Source organism: Sphingomonas suaedae, from assembly GCF_007833215.1.
Taxonomy (GTDB): Bacteria; Pseudomonadota; Alphaproteobacteria; order Sphingomonadales; family Sphingomonadaceae; genus Sphingomonas; species Sphingomonas suaedae.
The window spans coordinates 3,798,874-3,821,836 of sequence record NZ_CP042239.1; the positions used below are offsets into that span (position 1 = coordinate 3,798,874).

Annotated in this window: 23 protein-coding genes; 13 read left to right on the forward strand and 10 right to left on the reverse strand. The window is 66.5% G+C overall.

The window, feature by feature from the left end; all coding sequences use genetic code 11:
• Positions 1-16 precede the first annotated feature (16 nt).
• The 3 genes from FPZ54_RS17990 to FPZ54_RS18000 are packed head-to-tail and all read right to left on the reverse strand — an operon-like array spanning position 17 to position 3,266.
• Positions 17-1,432 (reverse strand): aldehyde dehydrogenase family protein, encoded by a 1,416-nt coding sequence (locus FPZ54_RS17990; RefSeq protein ID WP_145849186.1) that lies wholly within the window; start codon positions 1,430-1,432, stop codon positions 17-19.
• Entirely contained in the window at positions 1,429-2,352 is a 924-nt protein-coding gene (locus tag FPZ54_RS17995) for a DUF6282 family protein (protein ID WP_145849187.1), read from the reverse strand. The genes FPZ54_RS17990 and FPZ54_RS17995 overlap by 4 nt, the downstream gene beginning before the upstream one ends.
• Positions 2,349-3,266, reverse strand: coding sequence for a cupin domain-containing protein (locus FPZ54_RS18000; protein WP_145849188.1), 918 nt, complete (start codon positions 3,264-3,266; stop codon positions 2,349-2,351). The genes FPZ54_RS17995 and FPZ54_RS18000 overlap by 4 nt, the downstream gene beginning before the upstream one ends.
• A gap of 234 nt (positions 3,267-3,500) precedes the next feature.
• On the opposite strand from FPZ54_RS18000, the gene FPZ54_RS18005 reads away from it, so the two are divergent.
• From FPZ54_RS18005 to FPZ54_RS18015, 3 genes are read left to right on the forward strand one after another with little or no spacing between them, the layout of a single operon-like run.
• Entirely contained in the window at positions 3,501-5,642 is a 2,142-nt protein-coding gene (locus tag FPZ54_RS18005; RefSeq protein WP_222428329.1) for an acetate--CoA ligase family protein, read from the forward strand.
• Positions 5,643-5,656: 14 nt separating this feature from the next.
• On the forward strand, positions 5,657-6,520 hold the full coding sequence (locus FPZ54_RS18010; protein WP_186456835.1) for a p-hydroxycinnamoyl CoA hydratase/lyase: 864 nt from the start codon (positions 5,657-5,659) through the stop codon (positions 6,518-6,520).
• Between the two features lies 1 nt (position 6,521).
• Positions 6,522-6,854 carry a carboxymuconolactone decarboxylase family protein gene (locus FPZ54_RS18015; RefSeq protein WP_145849189.1) on the forward strand — a complete coding sequence of 111 codons (333 nt, stop codon included), beginning with the start codon at positions 6,522-6,524 and terminating at the stop codon, positions 6,852-6,854.
• 25 nt (positions 6,855-6,879) lie between these two features.
• Here FPZ54_RS18015 and FPZ54_RS18020 read toward each other — a convergent pair whose 3' ends face one another.
• The 3 genes from FPZ54_RS18020 to FPZ54_RS18030 are packed head-to-tail and all read right to left on the reverse strand — an operon-like array spanning position 6,880 to position 10,762.
• Complete coding sequence (locus tag FPZ54_RS18020) at positions 6,880-7,965, reverse strand: acyl-CoA dehydrogenase family protein (RefSeq protein WP_145849190.1); 1,086 nt, start codon at positions 7,963-7,965, stop codon at positions 6,880-6,882.
• Positions 7,962-9,152, reverse strand: a complete 1,191-nt coding sequence (locus FPZ54_RS18025) for an acyl-CoA dehydrogenase family protein (protein WP_145849191.1) — start codon at positions 9,150-9,152, stop codon at positions 7,962-7,964. Before FPZ54_RS18025 ends, FPZ54_RS18020 begins: the two co-directional genes overlap by 4 nt.
• The gene (locus FPZ54_RS18030) at positions 9,152-10,762 is read right to left on the reverse strand and encodes a GMC family oxidoreductase (protein ID WP_145849192.1); all 1,611 of its coding nucleotides are present in this window, start codon (positions 10,760-10,762) and stop codon (positions 9,152-9,154) included. Before FPZ54_RS18030 ends, FPZ54_RS18025 begins: the two co-directional genes overlap by 1 nt.
• 192 nt (positions 10,763-10,954) lie before the next feature.
• On the opposite strand from FPZ54_RS18030, the gene FPZ54_RS18035 reads away from it, so the two are divergent.
• The 5 genes from FPZ54_RS18035 (at position 10,955) to FPZ54_RS18055 (ending at position 17,989) form a co-directional block, all read left to right on the forward strand.
• Complete coding sequence (locus FPZ54_RS18035; RefSeq protein WP_277872297.1) at positions 10,955-12,463, forward strand: aldehyde dehydrogenase family protein; 1,509 nt, start codon at positions 10,955-10,957, stop codon at positions 12,461-12,463.
• Between the two features lie 123 nt (positions 12,464-12,586).
• Entirely contained in the window at positions 12,587-13,798 is a 1,212-nt protein-coding gene (locus FPZ54_RS18040; protein ID WP_145849194.1) for an FAD-dependent monooxygenase, read from the forward strand.
• A 16-nt stretch (positions 13,799-13,814) separates the two neighbouring features.
• The gene (locus tag FPZ54_RS18045; RefSeq protein ID WP_145849195.1) at positions 13,815-15,005 is read left to right on the forward strand and encodes an alpha/beta hydrolase family protein; all 1,191 of its coding nucleotides are present in this window, start codon (positions 13,815-13,817) and stop codon (positions 15,003-15,005) included.
• Entirely contained in the window at positions 15,005-15,895 is an 891-nt protein-coding gene (locus tag FPZ54_RS18050; protein ID WP_186456836.1) for a helix-turn-helix transcriptional regulator, read from the forward strand. The genes FPZ54_RS18045 and FPZ54_RS18050 overlap by 1 nt, the downstream gene beginning before the upstream one ends.
• Before the next feature lie 3 nt (positions 15,896-15,898).
• Entirely contained in the window at positions 15,899-17,989 is a 2,091-nt protein-coding gene (locus FPZ54_RS18055) for a PQQ-dependent dehydrogenase, methanol/ethanol family (RefSeq protein ID WP_145849197.1), read from the forward strand.
• A gap of 26 nt (positions 17,990-18,015) precedes the next feature.
• On the opposite strand, the gene FPZ54_RS18060 is transcribed toward FPZ54_RS18055, so the two are convergent.
• The 3 genes from FPZ54_RS18060 to FPZ54_RS18070 all read right to left on the reverse strand — a co-directional run bounded on the left by FPZ54_RS18060 (position 18,016) and on the right by FPZ54_RS18070 (position 19,504).
• Positions 18,016-18,513: a Dps family protein gene (locus tag FPZ54_RS18060; RefSeq protein ID WP_145849198.1), complete on the reverse strand. Its 498-nt coding sequence runs from the start codon at positions 18,511-18,513 to the stop codon at positions 18,016-18,018.
• A gap of 102 nt (positions 18,514-18,615) precedes the next feature.
• A complete protein-coding gene (locus FPZ54_RS18065) occupies positions 18,616-19,182 on the reverse strand; it encodes a TMEM165/GDT1 family protein (RefSeq protein ID WP_145849199.1) in 567 nt (188 codons plus the stop codon).
• Between the two features lie 4 nt (positions 19,183-19,186).
• Positions 19,187-19,504 carry a hypothetical protein gene (locus tag FPZ54_RS18070; RefSeq protein ID WP_145849200.1) on the reverse strand — a complete coding sequence of 106 codons (318 nt, stop codon included), beginning with the start codon at positions 19,502-19,504 and terminating at the stop codon, positions 19,187-19,189.
• A 191-nt stretch (positions 19,505-19,695) separates the two neighbouring features.
• Here FPZ54_RS18070 and rpmG point away from each other — a divergent pair, with 191 nt between their 5' ends.
• The gene (rpmG, locus tag FPZ54_RS18075; RefSeq protein WP_066483558.1) at positions 19,696-19,863 is read left to right on the forward strand and encodes a 50S ribosomal protein L33; all 168 of its coding nucleotides are present in this window, start codon (positions 19,696-19,698) and stop codon (positions 19,861-19,863) included.
• A gap of 154 nt (positions 19,864-20,017) precedes the next feature.
• On the opposite strand, the gene FPZ54_RS18080 is transcribed toward rpmG, so the two are convergent.
• Positions 20,018-20,380 carry a response regulator gene (locus FPZ54_RS18080; RefSeq protein WP_145849201.1) on the reverse strand — a complete coding sequence of 121 codons (363 nt, stop codon included), beginning with the start codon at positions 20,378-20,380 and terminating at the stop codon, positions 20,018-20,020.
• 54 nt (positions 20,381-20,434) lie between these two features.
• On the opposite strand from FPZ54_RS18080, the gene FPZ54_RS18085 reads away from it, so the two are divergent.
• The 4 genes from FPZ54_RS18085 to FPZ54_RS18100 all read left to right on the forward strand — a co-directional run bounded on the left by FPZ54_RS18085 (position 20,435) and on the right by FPZ54_RS18100 (position 22,875).
• Entirely contained in the window at positions 20,435-20,707 is a 273-nt protein-coding gene (locus FPZ54_RS18085; protein ID WP_145849202.1) for a DUF3572 family protein, read from the forward strand.
• On the forward strand, positions 20,704-21,348 hold the full coding sequence (locus FPZ54_RS18090) for an HAD family hydrolase (RefSeq protein ID WP_145849203.1): 645 nt from the start codon (positions 20,704-20,706) through the stop codon (positions 21,346-21,348). The genes FPZ54_RS18085 and FPZ54_RS18090 overlap by 4 nt, the downstream gene beginning before the upstream one ends.
• 3 nt (positions 21,349-21,351) lie before the next feature.
• The gene (locus FPZ54_RS18095; protein ID WP_145849204.1) at positions 21,352-21,822 is read left to right on the forward strand and encodes a RidA family protein; all 471 of its coding nucleotides are present in this window, start codon (positions 21,352-21,354) and stop codon (positions 21,820-21,822) included.
• A gap of 324 nt (positions 21,823-22,146) precedes the next feature.
• Positions 22,147-22,875, forward strand: a complete 729-nt coding sequence (locus FPZ54_RS18100; RefSeq protein WP_145849205.1) for a TorF family putative porin — start codon at positions 22,147-22,149, stop codon at positions 22,873-22,875.
• The last annotated feature ends 88 nt before the right edge of the window (positions 22,876-22,963 follow it).

The window sequence follows — 22,963 nt, forward strand, 5'->3', positions numbered from 1 at the left end:
CGGCGCCGCAAAGCGTTCAGGCGAGCGGGACGGCGTTGACGACCTGGGCCTGGGTATATTCCTCCAGCCCCTCCTGCCCCATTTCGGTACCCATGCCCGACTGGCGCAGGCCGCGGAACGGGATGCGCGGATCGATCGCCATCAGCTGGTTGACCCAGACCGTACCGGTGACGACGCGCCGGGCGACGGCGGTGGCGCGGTCGAGATCGCGGCCCCAGACGGTGCCGCCCAGGCCATAGTCGGTGCCGTTCACGCGATCGATCAGATCGTCGAGATCGTCGTACTTCATTACCGGCAGGACCGGTCCGAACTGCTCCTCGCGCACCAGCGGCGCGTCGTCGGCGATGTCGCGCACGATCGTCGGCGGGATGAAATAGCCGGGGCGGTCGAGCGGCGCGCCGCCGGCGATGACGGTGCCCTCCGCGGCGCTGTCGGCGATCAGTGCAGCGACCTTGTCGAACTGCTGGCGGTTCTGGACCGGGCCGATCTGCGCGCCCTGATTGGCGCCGTCATCGACCACCATCTCGCGCGCCAGCCGGGCAAGTTCGTCGCAGAACTCGTCGTAGAAAGCGGCAGGGACATAGGCGCGCTTGACCGCGACGCAGATCTGTCCGGCGTTGCGCATCGCGCCTTCGAATACCTTGGCTGCAACCGGCAGCGGATCGACATCGTCGAGCACGATCGCGGCGTCGTTGCCGCCGAGTTCGAGCGTCACGCGCTTGAGCGTGTCGGCGGCGCTCGCCATCACGCGCTTGCCGGTGCCGGTGGAGCCGGTGAAGGAAATCTTGGCGATATCCGGATGCGATGTCAGCGCGGGGCCGAGTTCGTTCTCGTCGCAGATCACGTTGAGTACGCCGGGAGGCAGGATGTCGCCGCACAGCTCGCCGAACAGGCAGGTGGTGAGCGGGGTGGTCGGCGCGGGCTTGCACACCATAGTGTTGCCCGCGACCAGCGCCGGGCCGACCTTGTTCACCAGCAGGATCAGCGGGAAGTTCCACGGGGTGATCGCCGCGACGACGCCGAGTGGCATCCGATGCTCCTCGACCCGGTTGCCGGGTTCGTCGCGCAGCACGCGCGGTTCGAGCGTCATGCCCGCAAAGGTGCGCAGCACGAACACCGATCCGCGGATCTCCTTGATCGCCTGGTCGAGCGGCTTGCCCTGTTCGGCGGTGAGCAGCGCGGCGAACTCCTCGGCGCGGGCATCGAGCGCGTCGGCGATCTTGCCGACCAATGCCGCACGCTCGGCAGCGGGCGTCGCCGCCCAGCCGGGAAAGGCGCGCTTGGCCGCCGCGACCGCTGTTTCGAGCAACGCCGTATCGGCCTTGGGGCATTGCGCGAAGGGCTGGGCGGTGGCGGGGTTGATGACGTCGAAGGTCGTGGCGCCGGGATGCAGCGTGCCGTCGATCAGCAGATGATAGGCACGGTTGGTCATACGGTCAGCGCCTCGGATGCCATCGCCATCGCGCTCGGCCCATCGTCCAGTCCCATCAGGGTGGTCGCGTTCCCGCCGATCATCGCGCGGATGTCGTCGTCGCCATACTCCAGGTCGATCAGCATCTGGATGACGTAGCGCAGCCCCTCCACCGGGGTCGGATTGCCGACCTGACCGAGGTCGGAGCCGATGATCGTGTTGGGAACGCCGCCCGCCTCGATGCACATTTTCAGGCTGTCGTGGCTGTAATTCTTGCCCTGGACGCCCGCCCACATGCAGCAGCTATGTTCGAGATAGGCGCCCATCTTCGCCAGTTCGGCCATGTCGGGCGGGGTGCAGCCGATCAGGAAGGTGGGGTGGTTGACCAGCAGACGGGTGATGCCGCGCGCCTTCGCCTCGGTGAACAGCGGCCAGATCTCGCTGATGTGGAGATGCCCGGCAGACAAGACCGCGTCGTACTGCGCGATCAGGTCGAGGACCTGGAACACCTCTTCCTTCAGCTTGCCGCGCTCGTCGATGACGGTCAGCATCGTCGGGTCGAGCATCTTGTCCTTGGTCGGCAGGAACTGCTTGCGGTGCGAATGGCGGATATGGTTGGCCGCCGAGAAGGTCGGCATCCAGACGAGGCGCGCGCCGAGCTTGAAACCATGTTCGACCGCGTAAGGATTGATGCCGCCGGTGGTGTTGTTGCACGGCACGCCCGTCAAAAGCTTGACCGTGCCGGGCATGATCTCGTCGAGAAGCGCGGCGACCGGGGTGACCGAATAGTAATGGTCCTTGAACAGGATCGCGCGCAGGCCGGCTTCCTCGCCCTCCTTGATCGCCTCGACATGGTTGAGACGGCGCGGCATGACCGACGGGCCGCTATGGCAATGCAGGTCGATCGCGCCTTTCAGCAGCTCTGTGATCCGGTCGCTCATGCGGCGTCTTCCTTGGGTTCGGGCATCGGATAATCGTCGGCGTTGAGCACCCAGCCGGGCTTGGCCGAGAAGTCGAAGCGCGGCGGGCAGAAGGTGTCGAGCAGGCGGTTGAGCCCTTCGCCGACGCCCTGCGAGGTGTGCGTGGCGGGGGGCGGGATCACCGCGACCGAGGGCGCGGCGATGCGTTCGTGATCGTCGTCGATCCACTGCGTCGAATCGCTGATCCACGGCCAGCGCAGATGGTGGATATAGTCGCCGTCGAGCGCGATCGAATATTGCTCGAAATCGTCATGGTGATGCGGCGAGAGATTGTCCGCTGCACGCGGGCCGACGCGGCCGTCGCCGAAATTCACCATGATCGTCGATCCGCGATAGAGGCGGCCGAACCGCCCCTGTTCGGGCGCGACATTGCCCGAATAGACGCGCACCTTGCGCCCGCCGACCGGATCGGGCCAGGCTTGGAACGGCGCGACATTGGGATCGCGCTGCGCATAGGCATCGGCGTTGCTGCACAAGGCGGCGAGGTCTTCGGACTTGACGGTGAACAGGCGCAGGATACGGCCGCCCTTGACCACCGTCACCTTGCTGTCGCCGGGCGGTACGAAGGCGACGCTCTTGTCGCGCGCGATGGTGCGCCCTTCATCGATTTCGATTTCGACCTCGGCGCCGTCCTCGGGCAGGACGACGGCATATTCGTCGATTTGGGCGGTGCGTTCGAACACGGCGCCCGGTTCGACCTCGCTATAGGCGACGATCAGGTTCTGACCGCGCGCCAGCCAGGTGCGGGCAAGGTCGGTGCTTTGCTGGGGCGGCGCGTCGTAGAAGGGTTCGTAGCTCGCCTTTTTGAATGCGGTCGGCGCCGGCTTGGTCGCCTTGGGGGCGAGGCTGGCTCTCAGGTCGTTGCGCCCGTACATCGGCTCTCCTCTCGCCGCCGGTCGATCCGCGGCATTTTCTCATGTTTAGGATCGCAGTGGTGCCTGCGTCTAATTCCTTGTCGCCGGTCGACCGATGCCCCTATGGTATCGAACCTAGCGAAGCGAACCCATATCGTGATCCTATCGTAGCCGCGCAAAATAGGCATTGGACCTTCCGTGCGACTGCGCCAAGATAGCAGGCAAGCTGATATCAGTCGAGCGGGGAGGATCGGATTGTCGCAGGGCATCAATGCGGGCGCGCAGGATATCGTGGACCGACCAGTGTCCGCACGTTCGGGCCTCGCGCGGCTGTTGCAGCCCCGCTCGGTCGCCATCGCGGGCGCCTCACCCGACCTTGCGACGATGGGCGGCACGATCCTGGCCAATTGCGACCGCTTCGGCTTTGACGGCGATATCCATCTGATCAGCCCGACCCGCGACGAGATTGGCGGACGGCCCTGTATCCGGTCGGTCGACGACCTGCCCGAGGGCGTCGACGCGCTGGTGCTGAACGTGCCGCGTGCCGCGATCCTGCCCGCGGTCGAAGCCGCCGCGCGGCGGGGCGTGGGCGGCGTGATCGTGTTCGCATCGGGCTTTGCCGAGGGTGGCGAGGCCGGGCGGCGCGAGCAGGAGGTGCTGGCGACGGTGTGCCGCGACGCGGGCATGGCGCTGATGGGCCCCAATTGCATGGGCTATGTGAATTATGCGGGCGGCATGGCGCTGACCTTCGAGCCCGCGCATCCCCAGCCGCTGGGCGAACGGCGCAGCGTCGCGGTGGTCGCGCAGAGCGGCGCGATGGCGTCGAGCATTCGCGCGGCGATGCAGGGGCGCGGCATTTCGGTCGCGCTGCAGGCGGCGACCGGCAACGAGGCGGTGGTGCGCGCCGCCGACCTGATCGACCATATCGTCGACGAGGGGCGGGCCAATGCCATCGCCCTGTATATCGAGCAGATCCGCGATCCGATCGCATTCCTCTCCGCCGCGCGCCGCGCGCGTGAAGCCGGTATCCCGGTGGTGGTGCTGCACCCCGGCCGCAGCAAGCGCGGGCAGGAAGCGGCGCAGTCGCATACCGGCGCGATGGTCGGCGACTATGCGCTGATGCGCGTCGCGGTCGAGAACGAGGCCGTGGTGATGGTCGACACGATGGACGAGCTGTTCGACGCGGTCGCCATCCTCCACCGCTTTCCCACGCCGGTTACCGGCGAACTGGGTGTGATCACCAATTCGGGCGCGCTGCGCGGCACCGCGTTCGATTTCGCCGAGGATATCGGGCTGCCGATCGCGACGGTGTCGAACGCGACGCTCGAGCGGCTGGCGGCGCTGTTGCCGGCGGGGATGGAGATCGACAATCCGCTCGACGTCGGGACGACGGGCTTTGCCAAGGCGGATATTTTCGGGCTTTCGACCGCGGCGATGCTGGCCGATCCGGCGGTGAGCGGCGTGCTGCTGCCGATGGCGGGCGGCGGACCGTCGCAGCAGCGCGCGAAGGGCGAGGCGATCATCCCCGAGGCGCTGGCGTCGCAAAAGCCGGTCGTCGTCGCGATCACCGGCGACACCTCGCCGCTCGACCCGGATTTCGTCGCCGCGATGCGCGACAGCGAGACGCCGCTGTTCCGCTCGCCCGAGCGCGCGATGCGCGCGTTCGGTGCGGCGCGGCGCTATGCCAATGCGCTGGCCAGCGTCGCCGACCGCAGTCCCGCCGCGACGGGCCTCACCGGATGGGCGGAGCCGGGGGTCAAGACCGAGTTCGTCGGCAAGCAGTTCCTCCGCGAGATCGGCGTGCGCGTGCCCGAGGGCGGGCTGGCGACGACGGTGGACGAAGCGGTGACGATCGCCGGCCGCATCGGCTTTCCGGTCGTCATCAAGGTGCAGGCCGCGGCGTTCAGCCACAAGAGCGATATCGGCGGGGTGATCCTGAACCTGCGCGACGCGGCTGCGCTGCGCGACGGCTGGGCGCGGCTGATGGCCAACCTCAACGGCGCGGCGATCGACGGCGTGCTGGTCGAGCAGATGTCCGCGCCGGGGCTCGAGCTGGTGGTCGGCGCGCGCCACCATCCCGAATGGGGCGCTTCGGTGATGGTGGGGCTGGGCGGGGTGCTGATCGAGGCGCTCGACGCGGCCGAATTGCTGCCCGCCGATATTTCCCATGCGCGCGCGGTGGAGCGGATTCGTGGCCTGCGCGGCGCGAAGCTGCTCGGCGAATTTCGCGGGCGGCCGGCGCGTGACGTCGAGGCGGTGGCGGACGTGGTGGTCCGCGTCGGCGCCGCGATGCGCGCGGGACTCAATATCGAGGAAATCGACATCAACCCGCTGATGGTGATGGCGGCAGGCGAGGGCGCGGTCGCGCTCGACGCGCTGATCGTCACCGGCGCATAATCAAAGGACTGAGGATGGAACAGACGATGGAAGCGACGCAGGACAAGCCGATCCCGGGCGGCAACACCGTGCGGGTGGAGTTCGAGGACGGAATCGCCTGGGTCCATCTCGACCGCCCGGAAAAGCGCAATGCGATGAGCATGGAGATGGCGCGCGACATGAACGCCGTGCTCGACGCGCTGGAACTGGACGACCGCTGCGGCGTGATCGTGCTGACCGGGAGCGGCGAGGCGTTTTCGGCGGGCATGGACCTGCAGGGCTTTTTCCGCGCGTCCGATGCGGTCAGCGATGTCGAACGCCACCGCGCCTATCGCGAGACGCGCGCCTGGCAGTGGCGCACGCTGATGTTCTACGCCAAGCCGACGATCGCGATGGTCAATGGCTGGTGCTTCGGCGGCGCGTTCACCCCGCTGATCTGCTGCGACCTTGCGATCACCGACGAGGCGGCGACGTTCGGCCTGTCGGAGATCAACTGGGGGATCATTCCGGGCGGTGTCGTCTCGAAGGCGATCTCGACGCTGATGGGCGACCGCGAGGCGCTCTATTATGTGATGACCGGCGAAAAGTTCGACGGTGCGCGCGCCAAGGAGCTGGGGCTGGTCAACGAGGCGGTGCCTGCCGATCGGCTGAAGGCGCGTACGCGCGAGCTGGCCAAGGTGCTGCTCGAGAAGAACCCGACCACGCTGCGCCAGGCGCGCATGGCGTATAAATATGCGCGCGAGATGAACTGGGAGCTGGCGGCGGAATATCTGACCGCCAAGGGCGATCAGACGACGTTCGTCGACAAGGAAAAGGGCCGGGAGAAGGGCATGGTCCAGTTCCTTGACGAAAAGACCTACAAGCCGGGGCTCGGCAACTACAAGCGCGAGGGCGAGTGAGATGAAGCGACCCAGCGCAGCCAAGGGCGACGAACTCGCCAGCGTCGTCCCCGCATTGGTCGAGATGACCGACCGGGTGCTGTACAACGAAGTGTGGGAGCGCGAGGGGCTGTCCAAGCGCGACCGCTCGCTGCTCACCGTCGCGGCGCTGATGACCGCGAACCGGCACCAGCAGCTCGAAGCGCATCTCGGCCTCGCGCTCAAGAATGGCGTGACCAGGGAGGAACTGGGCGAGGCGATGTTGCACCTGGCGTTCTACGCCTCCTGGCCCGCCTCGATCACCGCGTCGCGGATGCTGCTCGACGTGGTCAACCGGCAGGACGCCGAGGGCTGACACGCCTGTTGCGGGTGGGTTGGCCTCAGGAAAGGCCGCCACCCGCCTCCACGATATTCAGCATATGGTCGGTGTCGCCGAATAGCGTCTCGATCACCGTCAGCCGCTGGAAATAGCGCCCGGCGGGATATTCGCTCGCGAGCCCCATGCCGCCGTGAAGCTGGATCGCCTCGCTGCCGACGAAGCGCGCGGCGCGGTTGACCAGCACCTTGGCGGCGGCGACCGCGATGGTGCTCTCGGCTGGCGGTGCGTCGAGCATCGAGACGGCGTGAAAGGTCATCGAGCGCGCCTGTTCCATGGCCACCAGCATGTCGGCGGCGCGGTGCTGCAACGCCTGAAACGATCCGATCGCTACGCCGAACTGAGTACGGGTGTTGAGATAGTCGGTGGTGATAACGATCAGCCGGTCCATCGCGCCGACCGCTTCGGCGCAGGTGGCGGCGATCGCGCCGTCGAGCACCGCCGCGAGCAGATCGGCGTTGGTGGCGGGATCGCCCAGCGCGTGGTCGGAATGGACATCGACATCCGCCAGGTCGAACTCCGCCGCGCCGCGCCCGTCGGGGGTCGGGCGACACCGGCGCGTGACGCCGGGCGTATCTGCGGGGACGAGGAACAGGCCCAATCCGTCTTGGACCCGTGCGGGGCAGAGCAGCAGGTCGGCGCGGTCGCCGTCGAGGATCGCGACTTTGCTTCCGGACAGGCGCCAGCCGCTTGCGGTTCGCGTCGCGGTCATTGCGGGGGCGTCCCACCGATAGCGCATGCCCGGCTCGAACAGCGCCAGCGCGGGGCGCGACCTGCCCTCCAGCATTGCGGCAAGCGCGTTGTCGGCAACCGCACCGCCGACGCGGGCTAGCAATTGGCCAGCCATCATGACCGATTGCAGATAGGGCGCCCGCCCCAAAGTGCGGCCATAGGACTCCATCAGCAGCATGACCGCTTCATGCCCCATGCCCAGGCCGCCCTGCGCCTCCGCAAAGGGCAACGCCAGCAGGCCCAAGTCGCGATATGCATCCCACTCCGTTGCCGGATCGGGGGTAGCGGCATGGGCGTCGAAAAGGCGATCGATGGTTTCGCGCAGCATCTGCTGATCGGCGTCGAGGTCGAAATTCATCGCGTGCCTCCCAGCCCCAGCACCGATTTAGCGAGGATGTTCCGCTGCACTTCGTTCGAGCCGCCGAAGATCGAATATTTACGCGAGGTGAAATAGGCCGAGAGGACCGCCGACTGCGTATCGAGGCCGTGGAATTCGGCGTCGGGGCCGGCATCGGCAAAGCCTGCCGTCAACGCGCCGGGGCCGAGTGCTTCGAGCAGCAGCGCCGCCGCCATTTGCAGCACTTCGCCGCCCTTGATCTTGAGGATCGAGACTTTGGGATCGACGCCCGCGCCCGGCGCGCGTTCGCTGGCGACGACGCGCATCTGCGTGACCTCCAGCGCCTTGAGCTCGATCTCCGCCAGCGTCAGGCGGCGGCGGAATGCGGGGTCTTCTATCAATCCGCTCGCCTGTGCCAGCGCGCGCACCCGTTCGAGCCGACGGCGGGAAAAGCCGACATTGCCCATCGAGGTGCGTTCCTGCCCCAGCAGATATTTGGCATAGTCCCAGCCGCGCCCTTCCTCGCCGACGAGATTGTCCACCGGCACGCGCACATCGTCGAAGAACACCTCGTTGACGTGGTGATAGCCGTCGATGGTCCGGATCGGCCGAACGCTGATTCCGGGCGTCGCCATGTCGATCAGGATGAAGGAGATGCCCTGCTGCTTGCGCCCGCTGGTGTCGGTGCGGACGAGGCAGAAGATCCAGTCCGCTTCATGCGCATAGGTGGTCCAGATCTTTTGCCCGTTGATGCGATAGTGATCGCCGTCACGCACCGCCGCAGTTTTGAGGCTGGCAAGGTCGGACCCGGCGCCGGGTTCGGAAAAGCCCTGGCAGAACCACAAATCGAGATTGGCGATGGGGGCAAGGAAGCGGCGCTTCTGATCCTCGCTGCCGAACGCCGCGATCACCGGGCCGACCAACGCGGTGTTGAACGCCAGCGGCTTGGGGCACGCATTGCGATCGATTTCCTCGGCCAGAATCGCGCGCTGGACGGGCGACCAGTCGCGCCCGCCCCATTCGACCGGCCAGTGCGGGACGGCATAGCCCGCGCGATTGAGCACCTGTTGCGCCTCGACTGTCCAGGCGCGCGGCAGCGGCTTTTCCGCATAGACCGCGTCGCGAATGCGTTGGGGCATAGCGCTGCGCAGATAGTCCCGCACCTCGGCGCGAAAGTCACGCTCGGCTGGCGTCAGTTGCAGGTCCATCAGCGTTCCCGGGGCAGCGGTGCGATCCCCCGGATCAGGTCGGATGCGCGCTCGGCGACCATGATGACGGCGGCGTTGATATTGGCGCCCGGCACGCTCGGCATCACCGAGGCATCGACCACGCGCAGGCCGGTGACCCCCTTTACCCGCAACTCGCTGTCGAGCACTGCCGCCGGGTCCTCGCCCATGCGGCAGGTGCCGGCGGGATGCTGGGTGATCTTGAGATTGTTGCGGATGAAATCATCGATGTCCGCGCCGTTTCCGGGCGCGCGCTCGCCGCTGACCATGTCGCGCAGCGGCGCCTGCTCGAAGATGCGGCGCACCGCTTCGATCCCGCCGCGAATGTCGGCGAAGTCGCGTTCGGTCGAGAGCAGGTTGAGGTCGATGCGCGGCTTTTCGAGCGGATCGGCGGAGCGCAGCGTGACGCTGCCGCGGCTCTCGGGGTGCAACTGCATCACCATCACCGAGATGACGTGCGATTGCTGCGGCCCGAACGGGTGCCACAGCTTGGCGTCGAGCCGGACCGGCAGGAACACCAACTGGATGTCGGGCCGTTCGAGTTCGGGGCGGGTGCGCAGCATCAGGACGCCGCTGGTGATCTGGCTGGCGAAGGCGCCCTTGCCGGTCAGTGCCCAGCGCACGACCGACCGCGCCGCCCGGTCCGAGCGAAGCGCACGCAGAAAGGTGGTCGGCTCGCGCGCGTCGAAGCTCATATAGACGAGCGGATGCTCGGCGAGGTTGCGGCCGACGTCGGGGGCGTTGACGCGCACGGGGATGCCGTGTTCGGTCAGATGATCCGCCGGGCCGATGCCCGACAGCATCAGCAGCTGCGGCGAATTGTAGGCGCCGCCGCTCAGGATCACGTCTTTGCGCGCCCGAACTTCGGTCAACTCACCCTGCCGCCGATATTGGATGCCGACTGCGTGACCGTGCTCGAAAAGGATTCGCGTCGCCTGTGCATGGGTCAATACGGTCAGTTTGGGGCGTCGCAGGGCCGGGCGGAGATAGGCGGCGGCGGTGCTGGCGCGGCGGCCGCGCGCATCGACGGTGACCTCGCAGGGGGAAAACCCCTCCTGTTGCGCGCCGCTCAGATCGTCGCTTTCGGCAAAGCCTGCGGCCGCGACGGATCGCCGGATCGGATCGGTCAGGAGATGCGCGCCGGGCACCTGGGTGACGCTGAGCGGGCCGTCGCCGCCGTGATGCGGACCGGCGCCGCGCCAGCTGCTTTCCATCCGCCGGAAATAGGGGAGCACATCGGCATGGCTCCATCCCGTCGCGCCCATCTGGCGCCATTCGTCATAATCGCCCGAATGGCCGCGCATGTAGATCATGCCGTTGACCGACGAACAGCCGCCCAGCACGCGGCCGCGCGGCACCGGCAGCGACCGGCCGGCGAGCTTCGCGTCCGGCTCGCTGGCATAGCCCCAGTCGTAATCGGGATTGGCCGCCGTCATCATGAAGCCGAGCGGCATCCGAAACAGCCAATTGTCGTCGGGACCGCCCGCTTCGATGAGCAGGACCGAGTCGCGCCCGTCCTCGCTCAACCGGTTGGCGAGGACGCAGCCGGCCGACCCGGCGCCGACGATCACATAATCATAGTGCGATCGCATGGTCAGGCGCGTCCCTTACCCAGGGGCGATGCCGCCCATCCCTCTCCGATTTCCGGCATTTTCGTTCCCGCATTGCGACGAAATCCGTTCTGGCATTTCAAATAGCATTCGACAAGATATAATGCCGTTGGTTATGATACACGTCGCCGCGTCGGTCGCACGGACGATGACGGCAGTTGAGAGAGGAACGGGATGACGGGCGCGGCGATCATGGAAACGGCGGTTTCGACGCCGCTGGACAAGGCGAGAGCATTCGCGGCGCAGCGGCACCAGCTGTTCATCGGCGGGCGCTGGATCGAGTCGGCCGAAGGGCGCCGGTTCGAGACCTTCGATCCTGCCACCACCAAAAGACTGGGCGAGATCGCCGAGGCGGGGGCGGCGGATGCCGATGCCGCCGTCCGCGCCGCGCGCGCCGCGATGGAGAGTCCGGAATGGAGCGGGATGAAGCCAGCTGTCCGCGCGCGGCTTCTCAATCGGCTGGCAGACGCGCTGGAAGCCAATATCGACGAGTTTGCGGCGCTCGAGACGCTCGACAACGGGATGCCGATGCGCGACGCGCGCTTCTTCCATCTCCCGCACGCGATCGAGACGCTGCGTTACAATGCCGGCTGGGCGACCAAGCTCAATGGCGACACGATCGCGCTGTCCGGAATGGGCGACTGGCACGCCTATACGCTGAAGGAGCCGGTCGGCGTCGTGGCGCAGATCGTGCCGTGGAACGCGCCACTGGCGATGGCCGCAGCGAAGATCGCGCCCGCCTTGGCGGCCGGATGTGCCGTCATCCTGAAGCCCGCCGAAGAGACGTCGCTGACCGCCTTGCGGCTGGCGCATCTGATCGCCGAGATCGGCTTTCCCGACGGGGCGTTCAACCTGTTGACCGGTGACGGCGAGACTGCGGGGGCCGCGCTGACCGCGCATCCCGGTGTTGACAAGGTGACCTTCACCGGATCGACCGAGGTCGGGCGGCTGATCCTTCGCGCGGCGGCAGGCAATTTCAAGCGGGTGACGCTGGAACTGGGCGGCAAGACGCCGGTGATCGTACTGCCCGATGCCGATCCGGCCAAGGCGATCGAGGGGGCGGCGCGGGCGATCTTCACCAATGCGGGGCAGGTCTGCAACGCGGGATCGCGGCTGTTCGTGCATGAGCGGCTACACGACGAGGTGGTCGAGGGTGTCGCGCGGATCGCCGAATCGATCAAGCTCGGCTCAGGCTTCGAGGCCGATACGCAGATGGGACCGGTGATCTCCGCCGCACAGCGCGACCGGGTGCGCGGCTATGTGCGCCAGGGCGTGGATGCAGGCGCAGCGTTGCGGGCTGGCGGGCGAGAGGTCGAGAGCGAGGGCTATTTCGTCGCGCCGTCGGTGTTGACCGGGACCACCGAGGACATGTCGGTGCGGCGCGAGGAGATTTTCGGTCCGGTGCTGTGCGCCATGTCGTTCGCCGACGAGGATCTCGACCGGATCGCGGTGGACGCCAACGCGACCGATTACGGGCTGGGCGCGGTGGTGTGGACCAACAACCTGTCCGCCGCCCACCGCCTCGCGCGCAAGCTGAAGGCCGGGACGGTGCGGGTGAATGGCGGCGGGCTCGATCCGGCGCTGCCGTTCGGCGGGTTCAAGCAATCGGGCTGGGGCCGCGAGAACGGGCGCGAGGGGATCGACGCCTATACCGAGACAAAGGCGGTGGCGATCGCGATCTGAGCGGCGCCGACGGATTTCAGAGGAACAGACGGGTCAGATGAACAGGCACTATCGCGCGCCCAACTCGAATTTGATGAACGTCGTTCGTCATCGTCGAGCCGCGCCGAACAAGGGGAACATGCGTTGAGGAATAATCCGGGGATCGGGATCGTCGGTGGGGGCATCGGCGGTCTGACGGCGGCGCTGGCGCTGCTGCGCAAGGGGCATGACGTCACCGTGTTCGAGCAGGCGGCGGAGCTTCAGGAAGTGGGGGCCGGATTGCAGATCAGCCCCAATGGCTGTCGCGTCCTGTTCGACCTCGGCCTTGAACGCGAGATCCGCGACATCTGCTTCGAGCCGGAGGGCAAGGAAATCCGCCTGTGGAATACGGGCGATACCTGGAAGCTGTTCGATCTGGGCGTCGAATCGCAGGCGCGCTACGGCGTTCCCTACATCACCGTGCATCGCAACGATTTGCACCAGGTGCTGGTCAAGGCGGTCGAGGCGGCATCGCCGGGCACGATCCGGCTGGACCATCGCTTCACCGGTGTCGAGCAGCGCGGCGGGCAGGTGACGCTGTCGTTCCACGACAAGCCCGATGCCACGTTCGACGTGGTGATCGGCGCGGACGGCGTGCATTCGAAGATGCGCGAGATCCTCTTCGGTGCGGGGCCGGCGAAGTTCACCGGCATCGTCGCCTGGCGCGGGGTGATCCCGGCCGAGCTGCTGCCAGAGCGGCTGACGCGGCCGATCGGCACCAACTGGATCGGCCCGGGCGGGCATGTGATTCATTATCCGATCCGGCGGGGCGAGCTGATCAACTTCACCAGCGTGATCGAGCGGCAGGACTGGAAGACCGAATCTTGGACTTCGGCGGGCACCAACCAGGAATATCATGACGATTATCCCGGCTGGCACGAAGATGTGCACGCGTACATCGCGGCGATCCCGCAGCCGTTCAAATGGGCGCTGATCGCGCGGCCGCCCATGCAGACCTGGGTGAACGGGCGCGTCGCGCTGCTCGGCGATGCGTGTCACCCGTCCTTGCCGTTCCTGGCGCAGGGCGCGGTGATGGCGCTGGAGGATGCGTGCATCCTCGCCCGCGCGTTCGAGGAGTTCGACACGATTGACGCGGCGCTCGACCGGTATCAGCGGATGCGGATTCCGCGCACGACCCGCGCAGTCGAGGGCGCGAACGCCAATGCCGAACGCTTCCATAACCCGACGCTCGCCGACCCGGAGGGCGCGCAACGTTATGTCGACGAGCAATGGGCGGCCGACCAGGTGGTCGAGCGCTATTCGTGGCTGTTCGAATATGATCCGACGCGGGTGCCGCTCGCGACCGCAGACGCATGACGACCAGAGACACGAGATGACATCGAGCCAGAGCAGCGCGCAATGGACGCGCACCCCGTTGATCCTGTCGTTCGCGGACAATCCGAAGTTCACCGAAACCTACGGGTTTGCGGGCAATTCGGGGCATGTGAACCTGGAGGGTCAGTTGATGCGCCGTCCGGAGTCGACCGCGCGCACCGTCTATATCTTCATGCATCCCACCTCGGTGCTGCATCTGTTGCCGATGCCGGTCGCGCTCGCCGATGCCGGGCTCGACGTGCTGTGCGCCGCCAGCCGTTATCCGCGCAACGACGCGGCGCTGATCCAGGAAAAGGTCGCGATCGATCTGGGCAAGTGGATTGCTTATGCCCGCGAAGAGCTTGGCTATGACAAGGTCGTGCTGCTCGGCTGGTCGGGCGGCGGATCGCTCTCGCTCTTCTACCAGGCGCAGGCGGAGACGCCGACGATCACGCACACCCCCGCCGGGGATCCGGTCGATCTGGTCGGCGCGGCGCTGCAACCGGCGGACGGGGTTATCTTCATCGCCGCGCACCTGTCGCGTGCGGAAACGCTGACCGAATGGCTCGACCCGTCGGTGACCGACGAGCTGGACCCGGACAATCGCGATCCCGAGCTGGACATCTACTCGCCCGATTGCCCCAACCAGCCGCCCTACAGCGCCGAATTCGTCGCCCGCTTCCGCGCCGCGCAGGTCGCGCGCAACCGGCGGATCACGCAATGGGCGCAGGACAAGCTCGCCGAACTCAAGGCAGCGGGCGGGGTCGAACAGGAGCGTGCCTTCGTCGTCCACCGCACCATGTGCGACGTGCGCTGGTTCGATCCGGCGGTCGATCCTTCGGACCGCCGGGTCGGCTGGTCCTATATGGGCGATCCGCGCGCGGTGAATGTCGGGCCTGTCGGCCTCGCGCGCTACACCACGTTGCGCTCGTGGCTGAGCCAGTGGAGCTATGACAAGTCCAACGCCAAGGGGCCGCTCAATGCGGCGAAGATCCACAAGACGCCGGTGCTGCTGATCGAGAATACGGCGGACGAGGCGGTGCCGTCGACGCACAATCCGGCGATCTTCGCGGCGCTGGCGACGCCGGACAAGGAATATGTCCGGCTCGAGGGGGCGACGCATTATTATCTGGGCCAGCCCGAACTGCTCGCGCGCTGCATCGAGTCGGTGATCGGGTGGAGCCGGCGCAAGGGATTGCTGGCGCCGTGATGCCTGCCGGGCAGATCGACGCGGCGAGCCCGCGTGATCGCCCGGCGATGGCGACGGGCGGGACCGGCGACGCGCGGCTGACCGCGCGGGCGCTGGCCGATCTGGTTGCCGCGATCGGAAGCCCGGCATTTCCGAACGCTCTGCTGGATGCGTTGCGAACGCTCGCCGGGGTCGAATTATGTTCGGTGTTCCTGCGCGACCGTGGGGAACATGTCGAACTGATCTTCGCGCATGGCGAACTGCCCGGTGTACCCGGATTTCCGCTGCGTGCGTCCCATGCCTATGCCCGCAGCTATTGGCGGTCGGACCGGCAGTTGGCCCGGCTGGTACAGGCGCCACCCGGCGTGCCCGTAGTAATCCGCCGCCGCGCCTGTGACATTGCTGATCCGGCCTATCGCGCGGTCTGTTACGACCGGGCAGGGGTGGCGGAGCGAGTCTCGATCCTGTCGCCGGGTCGTCCATGCTTTGCTGTGAACGGCTATCGCACCAGCGGGAGTTCTCCCTTTTCCGCCCAGGATGTCGAACAGCTGGAGCTACATGCCGGGTTGCTGATCGCCGCGCTGCGCCAGCATCTGCGCGCGGAGCAGGCATGCGGGCCGGTCGGTGATGAAACCGCGCTGGCGGGGCGGCTGGCGACACTGGACTATGGGCTTAGCGCGCGGGAGGCGGAGATTGTCGCGGCGCTGATGCTGGGCGAAACGCAAGAGGGTATTGCTGCTGCCAAGCGGTTGTCGGCGACCACGGTCATCACGTACCGCCGCCGTGCCTATGGCAAGCTGGGGGTCGCGAACCGCCGCGACCTGATGGCGCTGCACCGGCGATTGATGACCGCGGCGGACCCACTATCAGCGGCGCGAACGCGCCCGCGCGTCGCGCGCGAAAAGGAGTAGGAAATGGCGTTCACCTTCCCGCGGCTACTTCTCGCGCTCGGCTGTCTGGCGCTGGCGGGGCAGGGTCTTGGCCAGTCGGCGCGCACGGTTGATCACGCGCGGCTGATCGCCGCCGACCGCGAACCGGGCCAGTGGATGGCGCCGGGGCGCACCTATGGCGAGCAGCGCTTCAGCCCGCTCGACCAGATCAATGCCGACAATGCCGCCAAGCTCGGTCTTGCCTGGTATGCCGATATCGCGGTCGATCGCGGGGTCGAGGCCTCGCCGCTGATGATCGACGGCGTCCTCTACAATATCGAGCCGTGGAACGTGACCACCGCCTATGACGCGGTGACCGGCAGGCAATTGTGGCGCTTCGACCCCCAGGTCGATCGCGAGAAGGGCCGGCTCGCCTGTTGCGACATCGTCACGCGCGGGCTGGCGGCGTGGAAGGGCAAGGTGATCATCGCGACGCTCGACGGGCGGCTGATCGCGATCGATGCGAAGACCGGCAAGCAGGCGTGGAGCGTCGACACGCTCGAACCCGTCTGGCCCTATACGATCACCGGCGCGCCGCGCGTGTTCGACGGCAAGGTGATCATCGGCAATTCGGGCGCGGAGGGCGCGGCGCGCGGCTATGTAACCACCTATGACGCCGATACGGGCAAGCAGCTGTGGCGCTTCTACACCGTCCCAGGCGACCCGTCGAAGCCGCAGGCGGACAAGGCGATGGAGATGGCCGCGAAGACCTGGACCGGCGAATGGTGGAAGCGCGGCGGCGGCGGAACGGTGTGGGATTCGATTGTCTATGACGCCGAACTCGACCTGGTCTATATCGGCGTCGGCAATGGTGGTCCGTGGCCGCAGAAATATCGCAGCCCCGGCGGCGGCGACAATCTGTTCCTTTCCTCGATCGTCGCGCTCAACGCCAAGACCGGCGACTATGTGTGGCACTATCAGACCACGCCGGGCGAGCAGTGGGATTACACCGCCACCCAGTCGATGATCCTCGCCGACCTCAAGATCGAGGGGAAGATGCGCAAGGTGCTGATGCAGGCACCCAAGAACGGCTTCTTCTACGTCCTCGATCGCGCGACCGGGAAGCTGATCTCCGCCGAGCCCTATGTCGCGATGAACTGGGCGAGCGGGATCGACAAGGCGACCGGGCGGCCGATCATGAACCCGGAGGCGAAGTACGGGGAGGTGCCGGTCATCATTACCCCCGGCCCGGGCGGCGGCCATAACTGGCATCCGATGGCGTACAGCCCGCAGACCGGCCTCGCCTATTTTCCGGTGACCGAGATGTACATGGCCTTCTCGATCAACCCCGATTTCAAGCAAACGCCGGGCAATATGAGCCAGCTCGGCATTTCGACCACCGGCTATGACCTGACGCGCAAGGCGGCGGCGGACTTTGCCGCGAAAAACAACAAATATTGGCTCACCGCCTGGGATCCGGTCGCGCAGAAGGAGCGGTGGCGCGTGCCCTACCCGTTGCGCGGCAGCGGCGGCATCCTGGCGACCGCAGGCAATCTGGTATTTCAGGGCACGGTGCACGGTACCTTCGCGGCCTATCGCGCGGACACGGGCGAGAAGGTCTGGGACATGCCAGTCCAGCAGGTGCCGATCGCGGCACCGATCAGCTATATGATCGACGGCGTCCAATATATCGCAGTCAATGCCGGATGGGGCGGGGGACTTGGCCATGCGGCGAGCGCCAAGGCCTTCGGCTTTCCGCTGGCGACGCCGCGGCTGCTGGTATTCAAGCTCGGAGGCACCGAGACGCTACCCGCGATGGCGGAAGCGGCGCCAAAGCTCGAACGCCCGGCGGACACCAAGGCGAGCGCGGAAATCATCGCGCGCGGCGAACAACTCTATGCCCAGAACTGCGCCAGCTGCCACGCCGAGCGGGCGCGGGGCGGGGTCAAGGACCTGCGCCGGATGAGCGCTTCGACCCATGCGGAGTTCAACGACATCGTGCTCAAGGGCACCCGGATCGAGAAGGGCATGGTCAGCTTCGCCGATGTGCTGTCGCACGGCGATACCGAGGCGATCCACGCCTATCTGATCCGGCGCACCAACGAGGATTGGGACGAGATCGCCAAGGGAGAATAATCACCCGGCGATCCCGTCCCGGTCGCTCAGCCCTTGCGGCTGGCCTCGAACAGGAACCAGGCACGCTCCTCGGCCTGATCGGTCCAGTCGTCGAGGATGCCGCTGGTAGCATTGTCCTTCGCCTCGTCGACGATCTCCTTTGCCTCGCGCAGGATTTCGACGAGCTTGAGATTGTCTTCGCGCAGTTCGACCAGCATCTTGTCCGCGCTGACGAACTCGGCGTCATTGTCCTTGATCGTCTGGCGGCGGGCGATGTCGCCGATCGAGCGCAGCGTGGTGTTGCCGGTCTTGCGCACGCGCTCAGCGATCGCGTCGGTCGTGGCCAGGATCTGCGTCGCCTGATCGTCGAGCATCAGGTGATAATCGCGGAAATGCGGGCCCGAGACGTGCCAGTGAAAGTTCTTTGTCTTGAGGTACAGCGCATAGCTGTCGGCAAGAATGCCGTTCAGCGCATCCGCCACCGTCTTGGTATCGTTGCGGCTGAGGTCGGTCGGCGTTTTCAGGGCGGCGTCGGTGTCGGCCATGATCGGGTTCCTTGCTGATGATTGAGTCGGTGATGAAACGACTCTCTAGCATTTGGGGTCCCTTAGCGTCGCTGCAATTGTCAGATCAGTTTGATCGAGCCCTTAGATCACCCGCAACGCGGCAGCGCCACTGATGACTCCAGCGATCAGTGTGAGCAGGCCGAAGCCGATTCGGAAGCCGCGGATCGGCAATTGCCGCCAGCTTAATTCGCCCATCAGCGCGGCGGCGAGATTGACGATCAGGATCGCGGCACAGGCACCGCCCAGCGCAAACCAGGGGGAGGGCGCGCGGACCGCGAAGGCGAGGGTGAAGAATTGCGTCGTATCGCCAAGCGCAAGGATGAAGATGCCGAGCAGGGGGGTCAGGAAGGCGCCAAGCCGCCAGCCTTCAAGCCGATCTGGTGCCTTCAGCCGCCACAGCGCCCCCATCGCCGCGAACATCAGCGCGAGGGCGAGTAGCAACTGCTTCGCGTTGGGCGTCAGGATCGGGGCGATCAACATGCCGCCTGTCGCGGCGACGGCATTGCCCGCGCCATGGGCGAGCAGTGCGGCAAAGGCAACGGTGAAGGGGCGGCCATAGCGATCGGCCAGGATGGCGGTGAGCCAGGGCGACCGGTCGCCGATCTGCGTCAGCAGCGCGGCGATAAAGGCTGGGACCGCCGCTTCCACCCGGTCAGCTGGCGAGTCGGATCGCGCACGCGGCCGCAAAGGCGGCGCCGGTGCGCGGATCGCTGCGGCCGCAGGCCACCGCGTCGCGCAGCAGCGACAGGCCGTCGGCGATCATAGGGCCGCGCTGTCCCGCCGCCAGCGCCGATTCGAGCGCATGGACGATCGGAAGCGCGGGGGTGATGCCATTGGCCGCAGCGATGACCCGGATCGCATCGAGATCGGCGGCAAGTTCGGCGGTCGCTGCACGCGCCGCGCGGGCGCCGATCGAATCGATTCGCTGGTTGAGGTCGCTTGCCAGCACCCAGTTCCGTCCCGTCGCCATGTCGGCCTCCGCCCGCCTGTATCACTCCATCGCGCCAGCGTGCTACAAGATGGTTAACACCTCGCTAATGGCCATCCAGCCTTGACCCCAGACTTGACATTGTCGTGACAAAGCGTCATGCGCCCACCCCTGACAGCGGTCTGCCAGCGCGCGGCCGCTTTATTCGTTTATACAATATCAGGACCCGGGCGATGGCCAAGCCGACTACCGTCAAGATCAAGCTCGTCAGCACCGCTGATACCGGCTTCTTCTATGTGACCAAGAAGAACCCGCGCAACCAGACCGAGAAGATGAGCTTCCGCAAGTACGACCCCGTCGTGCGCAAGCATGTCGAGTTCAAGGAAGCGAAGATCAAGTAAACGTCGCGCCAGCGACGTTTACGCAGTCCCGGCGCAGACCGGGACCGCGCGCCACATGCCGAGCCGCAGGAGGATCGCTTCTGCGGCTTTTTGTGTGTTTAGGCTGGGCGGCTTGCAGCTGGCGGCCCCGCCCTGCGCCGGGGCGACGGGATGGTCACAAAAGCCCCTGCACCTCTTCCACGAAGCGCATCACCGAGATCGGCTTGGTGACATAGGCGTTGGCGCCTGCGGCACGGATGCGGGCCTCGTCCTCTTGCCCCGCATAGGCGGTCACCGCCATCACCGGGATCGTCCGAAGCGCCGGATCGCCGCGCATCCGGCCGATGATGTCCAGCCCGGAAACATGCGGCAGCTGAATGTCCATGACGATCAGGTCGGGGTTGAAGCTGCGCGCCGTCGCCACCGCCTCGCGCCCGTCGCGGACCGGTGCGGTCTCGAACCCGTGCGCGCGCAGAAGGTCGCAGAAAAGTTTGAGATTGAGTTCGTTGTCCTCGACAACCAGCACCCTTTTTGCCACGCGATCCCTTCGACGAACGATTGGCCAACGAACGATTGGGCGAAGCTCTAGGCGATGCGCGGCGCGGAGACAAATGACGAGGCGATGACGCTGGCGCTGGCGGCGCTGGCGTGGATCGTCACGGATCTGACGCGCGCCAACCGCCTGCTTGACCTGACCGGCCTCACCCCCACCGATCTGCGCGCACGGGCCGGAGAGGCGGACGTGCTCGCCGCTGTGCTGGGGTTCCTGGCGGCGCACGAGCCAGATCTGATCGCCTGTGCCGATGCGATCGACTGCACCCCTGCGGCGTTGATCGCCGCCCATGCCCGGCTGGAGGGTGAATGAAGCCGTTATTGATTTGCGACTGCGACGAGGTGCTGCTGCACATGGTGCGGCATTTCGGCACCTGGCTGGACGAGGCGCACGATATCGAATTCGACATGAGCCACCATGACTGGAGCCGGGCGATGCGCCCGCGCAACGGCAGCACGCTGTCGCCCGAGGCGATGTGGGGCTATCTGGACGGGTTCTTCCCGGCAGAGATGGGACGCCAGACGCTGGTGCCGCACGCGCGCGAGGCGCTGGAGGCGCTGTCCAACCTGGCGGATATCGTCATCCTAACCAATCTTCGGGATCATTGCCGCGAGCACCGCATCGCGCAGCTCGACAGCCACGGAATCGTCCATCGCGTCGAATGCAATCAGGGCGGCAAGGGTGCGCCGGTCGCCCGGCTGGTGGAGGAGCATGGCGCCAGCGTCGCGGTGTTCGTCGATGATCTGGCCCAGCATCACGAATCGGTCGCACGGGAAGCGCCCCAGGTATTCCGGCTGCACATGATATCCGAACCCGCAATGGCGCGCTTCGTGCCTGCCGCGCCGCACGCCCATGCCCGGATCGACGACTGGCGCGAGGCGCAGCGCTGGATCTCCGCGCGTTTTAACGCCGGGCAACCGGCCGACACCCTTCACACCGCTCAGGGAGACTGACTTATGACCATCACCACCGCCGATGTGCAGGCGCGCCTTGCCGATCTCGGCTTCACTCTGCCCGAAGCCGCCGCGCCGGTCGCCGCCTATGTTCCGACCGTCACCGTAGGCGGCTTGATGCATATTTCGGGGCAGTTGCCGTTCAAGGACGGCGTCGTGATGACCGGTCGGCTGGGCGAGGATCGCGACCTCGCTTATGGACAGGAGGCCGCCGAGCGTTGCGGGCTGATGATCGCCGCACAGATCGAAAAGGCGCTGGGCGGTTTCGACCGGCTGGAGCGGATCGTGAAGCTGGGCGTGTTCGTCAACTCGGACCCTGGCTTCACCCAGCAACCCCAGGTCGCGAACGGCGCATCGGAACTGATGGAAAAGCTGTTTGGCGAAGCCGGGCGCCATGCCCGCGCTGCGGTGGGCGTCGCGGTGCTGCCGCGCGGCGCTGCGGTGGAGGTCGACGCGGTCGTGGCGGTGCGCTGAGCTTCTTGAACGCGCCCCGGCGCGTTGTGACGGCACCGGCCCGCTCCCCCGCCCACCCCACCACCCACGGAATCTACTGAATGGGTGGTCGGACGGGGGACCGGGCGAGTGCTGAACCGTCACAAACGTGACAATTCTGTTGCGCCGCCGCAACAGCTGCGTTCCTTTTGCCGAGGCGGCGCGAAATGGAATTGTGCAGCGCAACGAATTGCTGCAACTTTACCGCGGTGGGAGGAAATAGCCACGCCGGGGAAACCCGAGCCAAGGTGGCGAGCCTCCCGCTGCAGGTGGGGACCGAAATCGCACCAAGACGAAAGGGATCCCATGCGTATCACCAAGCCACTTCTCGGCGCGCTGCTGCTCGCCGCCACCGCAACGCCCGCGTTCGCGCAGGACGAGACCGAGGCGCCCGACGCCTTCACCATCACCGGCAGCGCGACGGTGGTCAGCGACTATCGTTTCCGCGGCTTCTCGCAGACCAATGAAGAAGCGACCATCCAGGGCGGCTTCACCGTCGGGCATGAGAGCGGCCTTTATGTCGGTACCTGGGGTTCGGGCGTCGGCTTTGCCAACGGGTCGGAAATCGACGTGTTCGCCGGCTTCGCGACCGAAGTCACTTCGGGCGTGACCTTTGACGTCGGCGCGACGCTGTATCTCTATCCCGGCACCGCCGACAGCTCGATCATCGAGCCTTATGTCGCGGTCAGCGGCACGGTTGGGCCGGCATCGCTGAAGGTCGGCCTCGCCTGGGCACCGGAGGGACAGGATTCGCTCGGTGATGCGGGCGGCGTCTATGTCTATTCGGATGCGGCGGTCGGTATCCCGTCGACCCCGGTGAAGCTCAAGGCGCATCTCGGCTATGCCAAGAGCGACAGCTTCCTGGGCGGTCTCGACGGCGAAGTGCTTGACTATTCGATCGGGGCCGAAGTGAGCTGGAAGGCGCTGACGCTGGGCGTTTCCTACGTCAACACCGACGAAACCACCGCGCTCGGCTGGAAGGACTCGATCGGCGCGGACGGCGCCGTGCTGTTCACGCTGGGCGCCGCTTTCTAAGGCACGCCGTTTCGGACAAAGCGAAGGGCCGCGGAACCTGGGTTCCGCGGCCCTTTTGCCGTCAGTCGTTCCACTGCAGCGCAGGGCA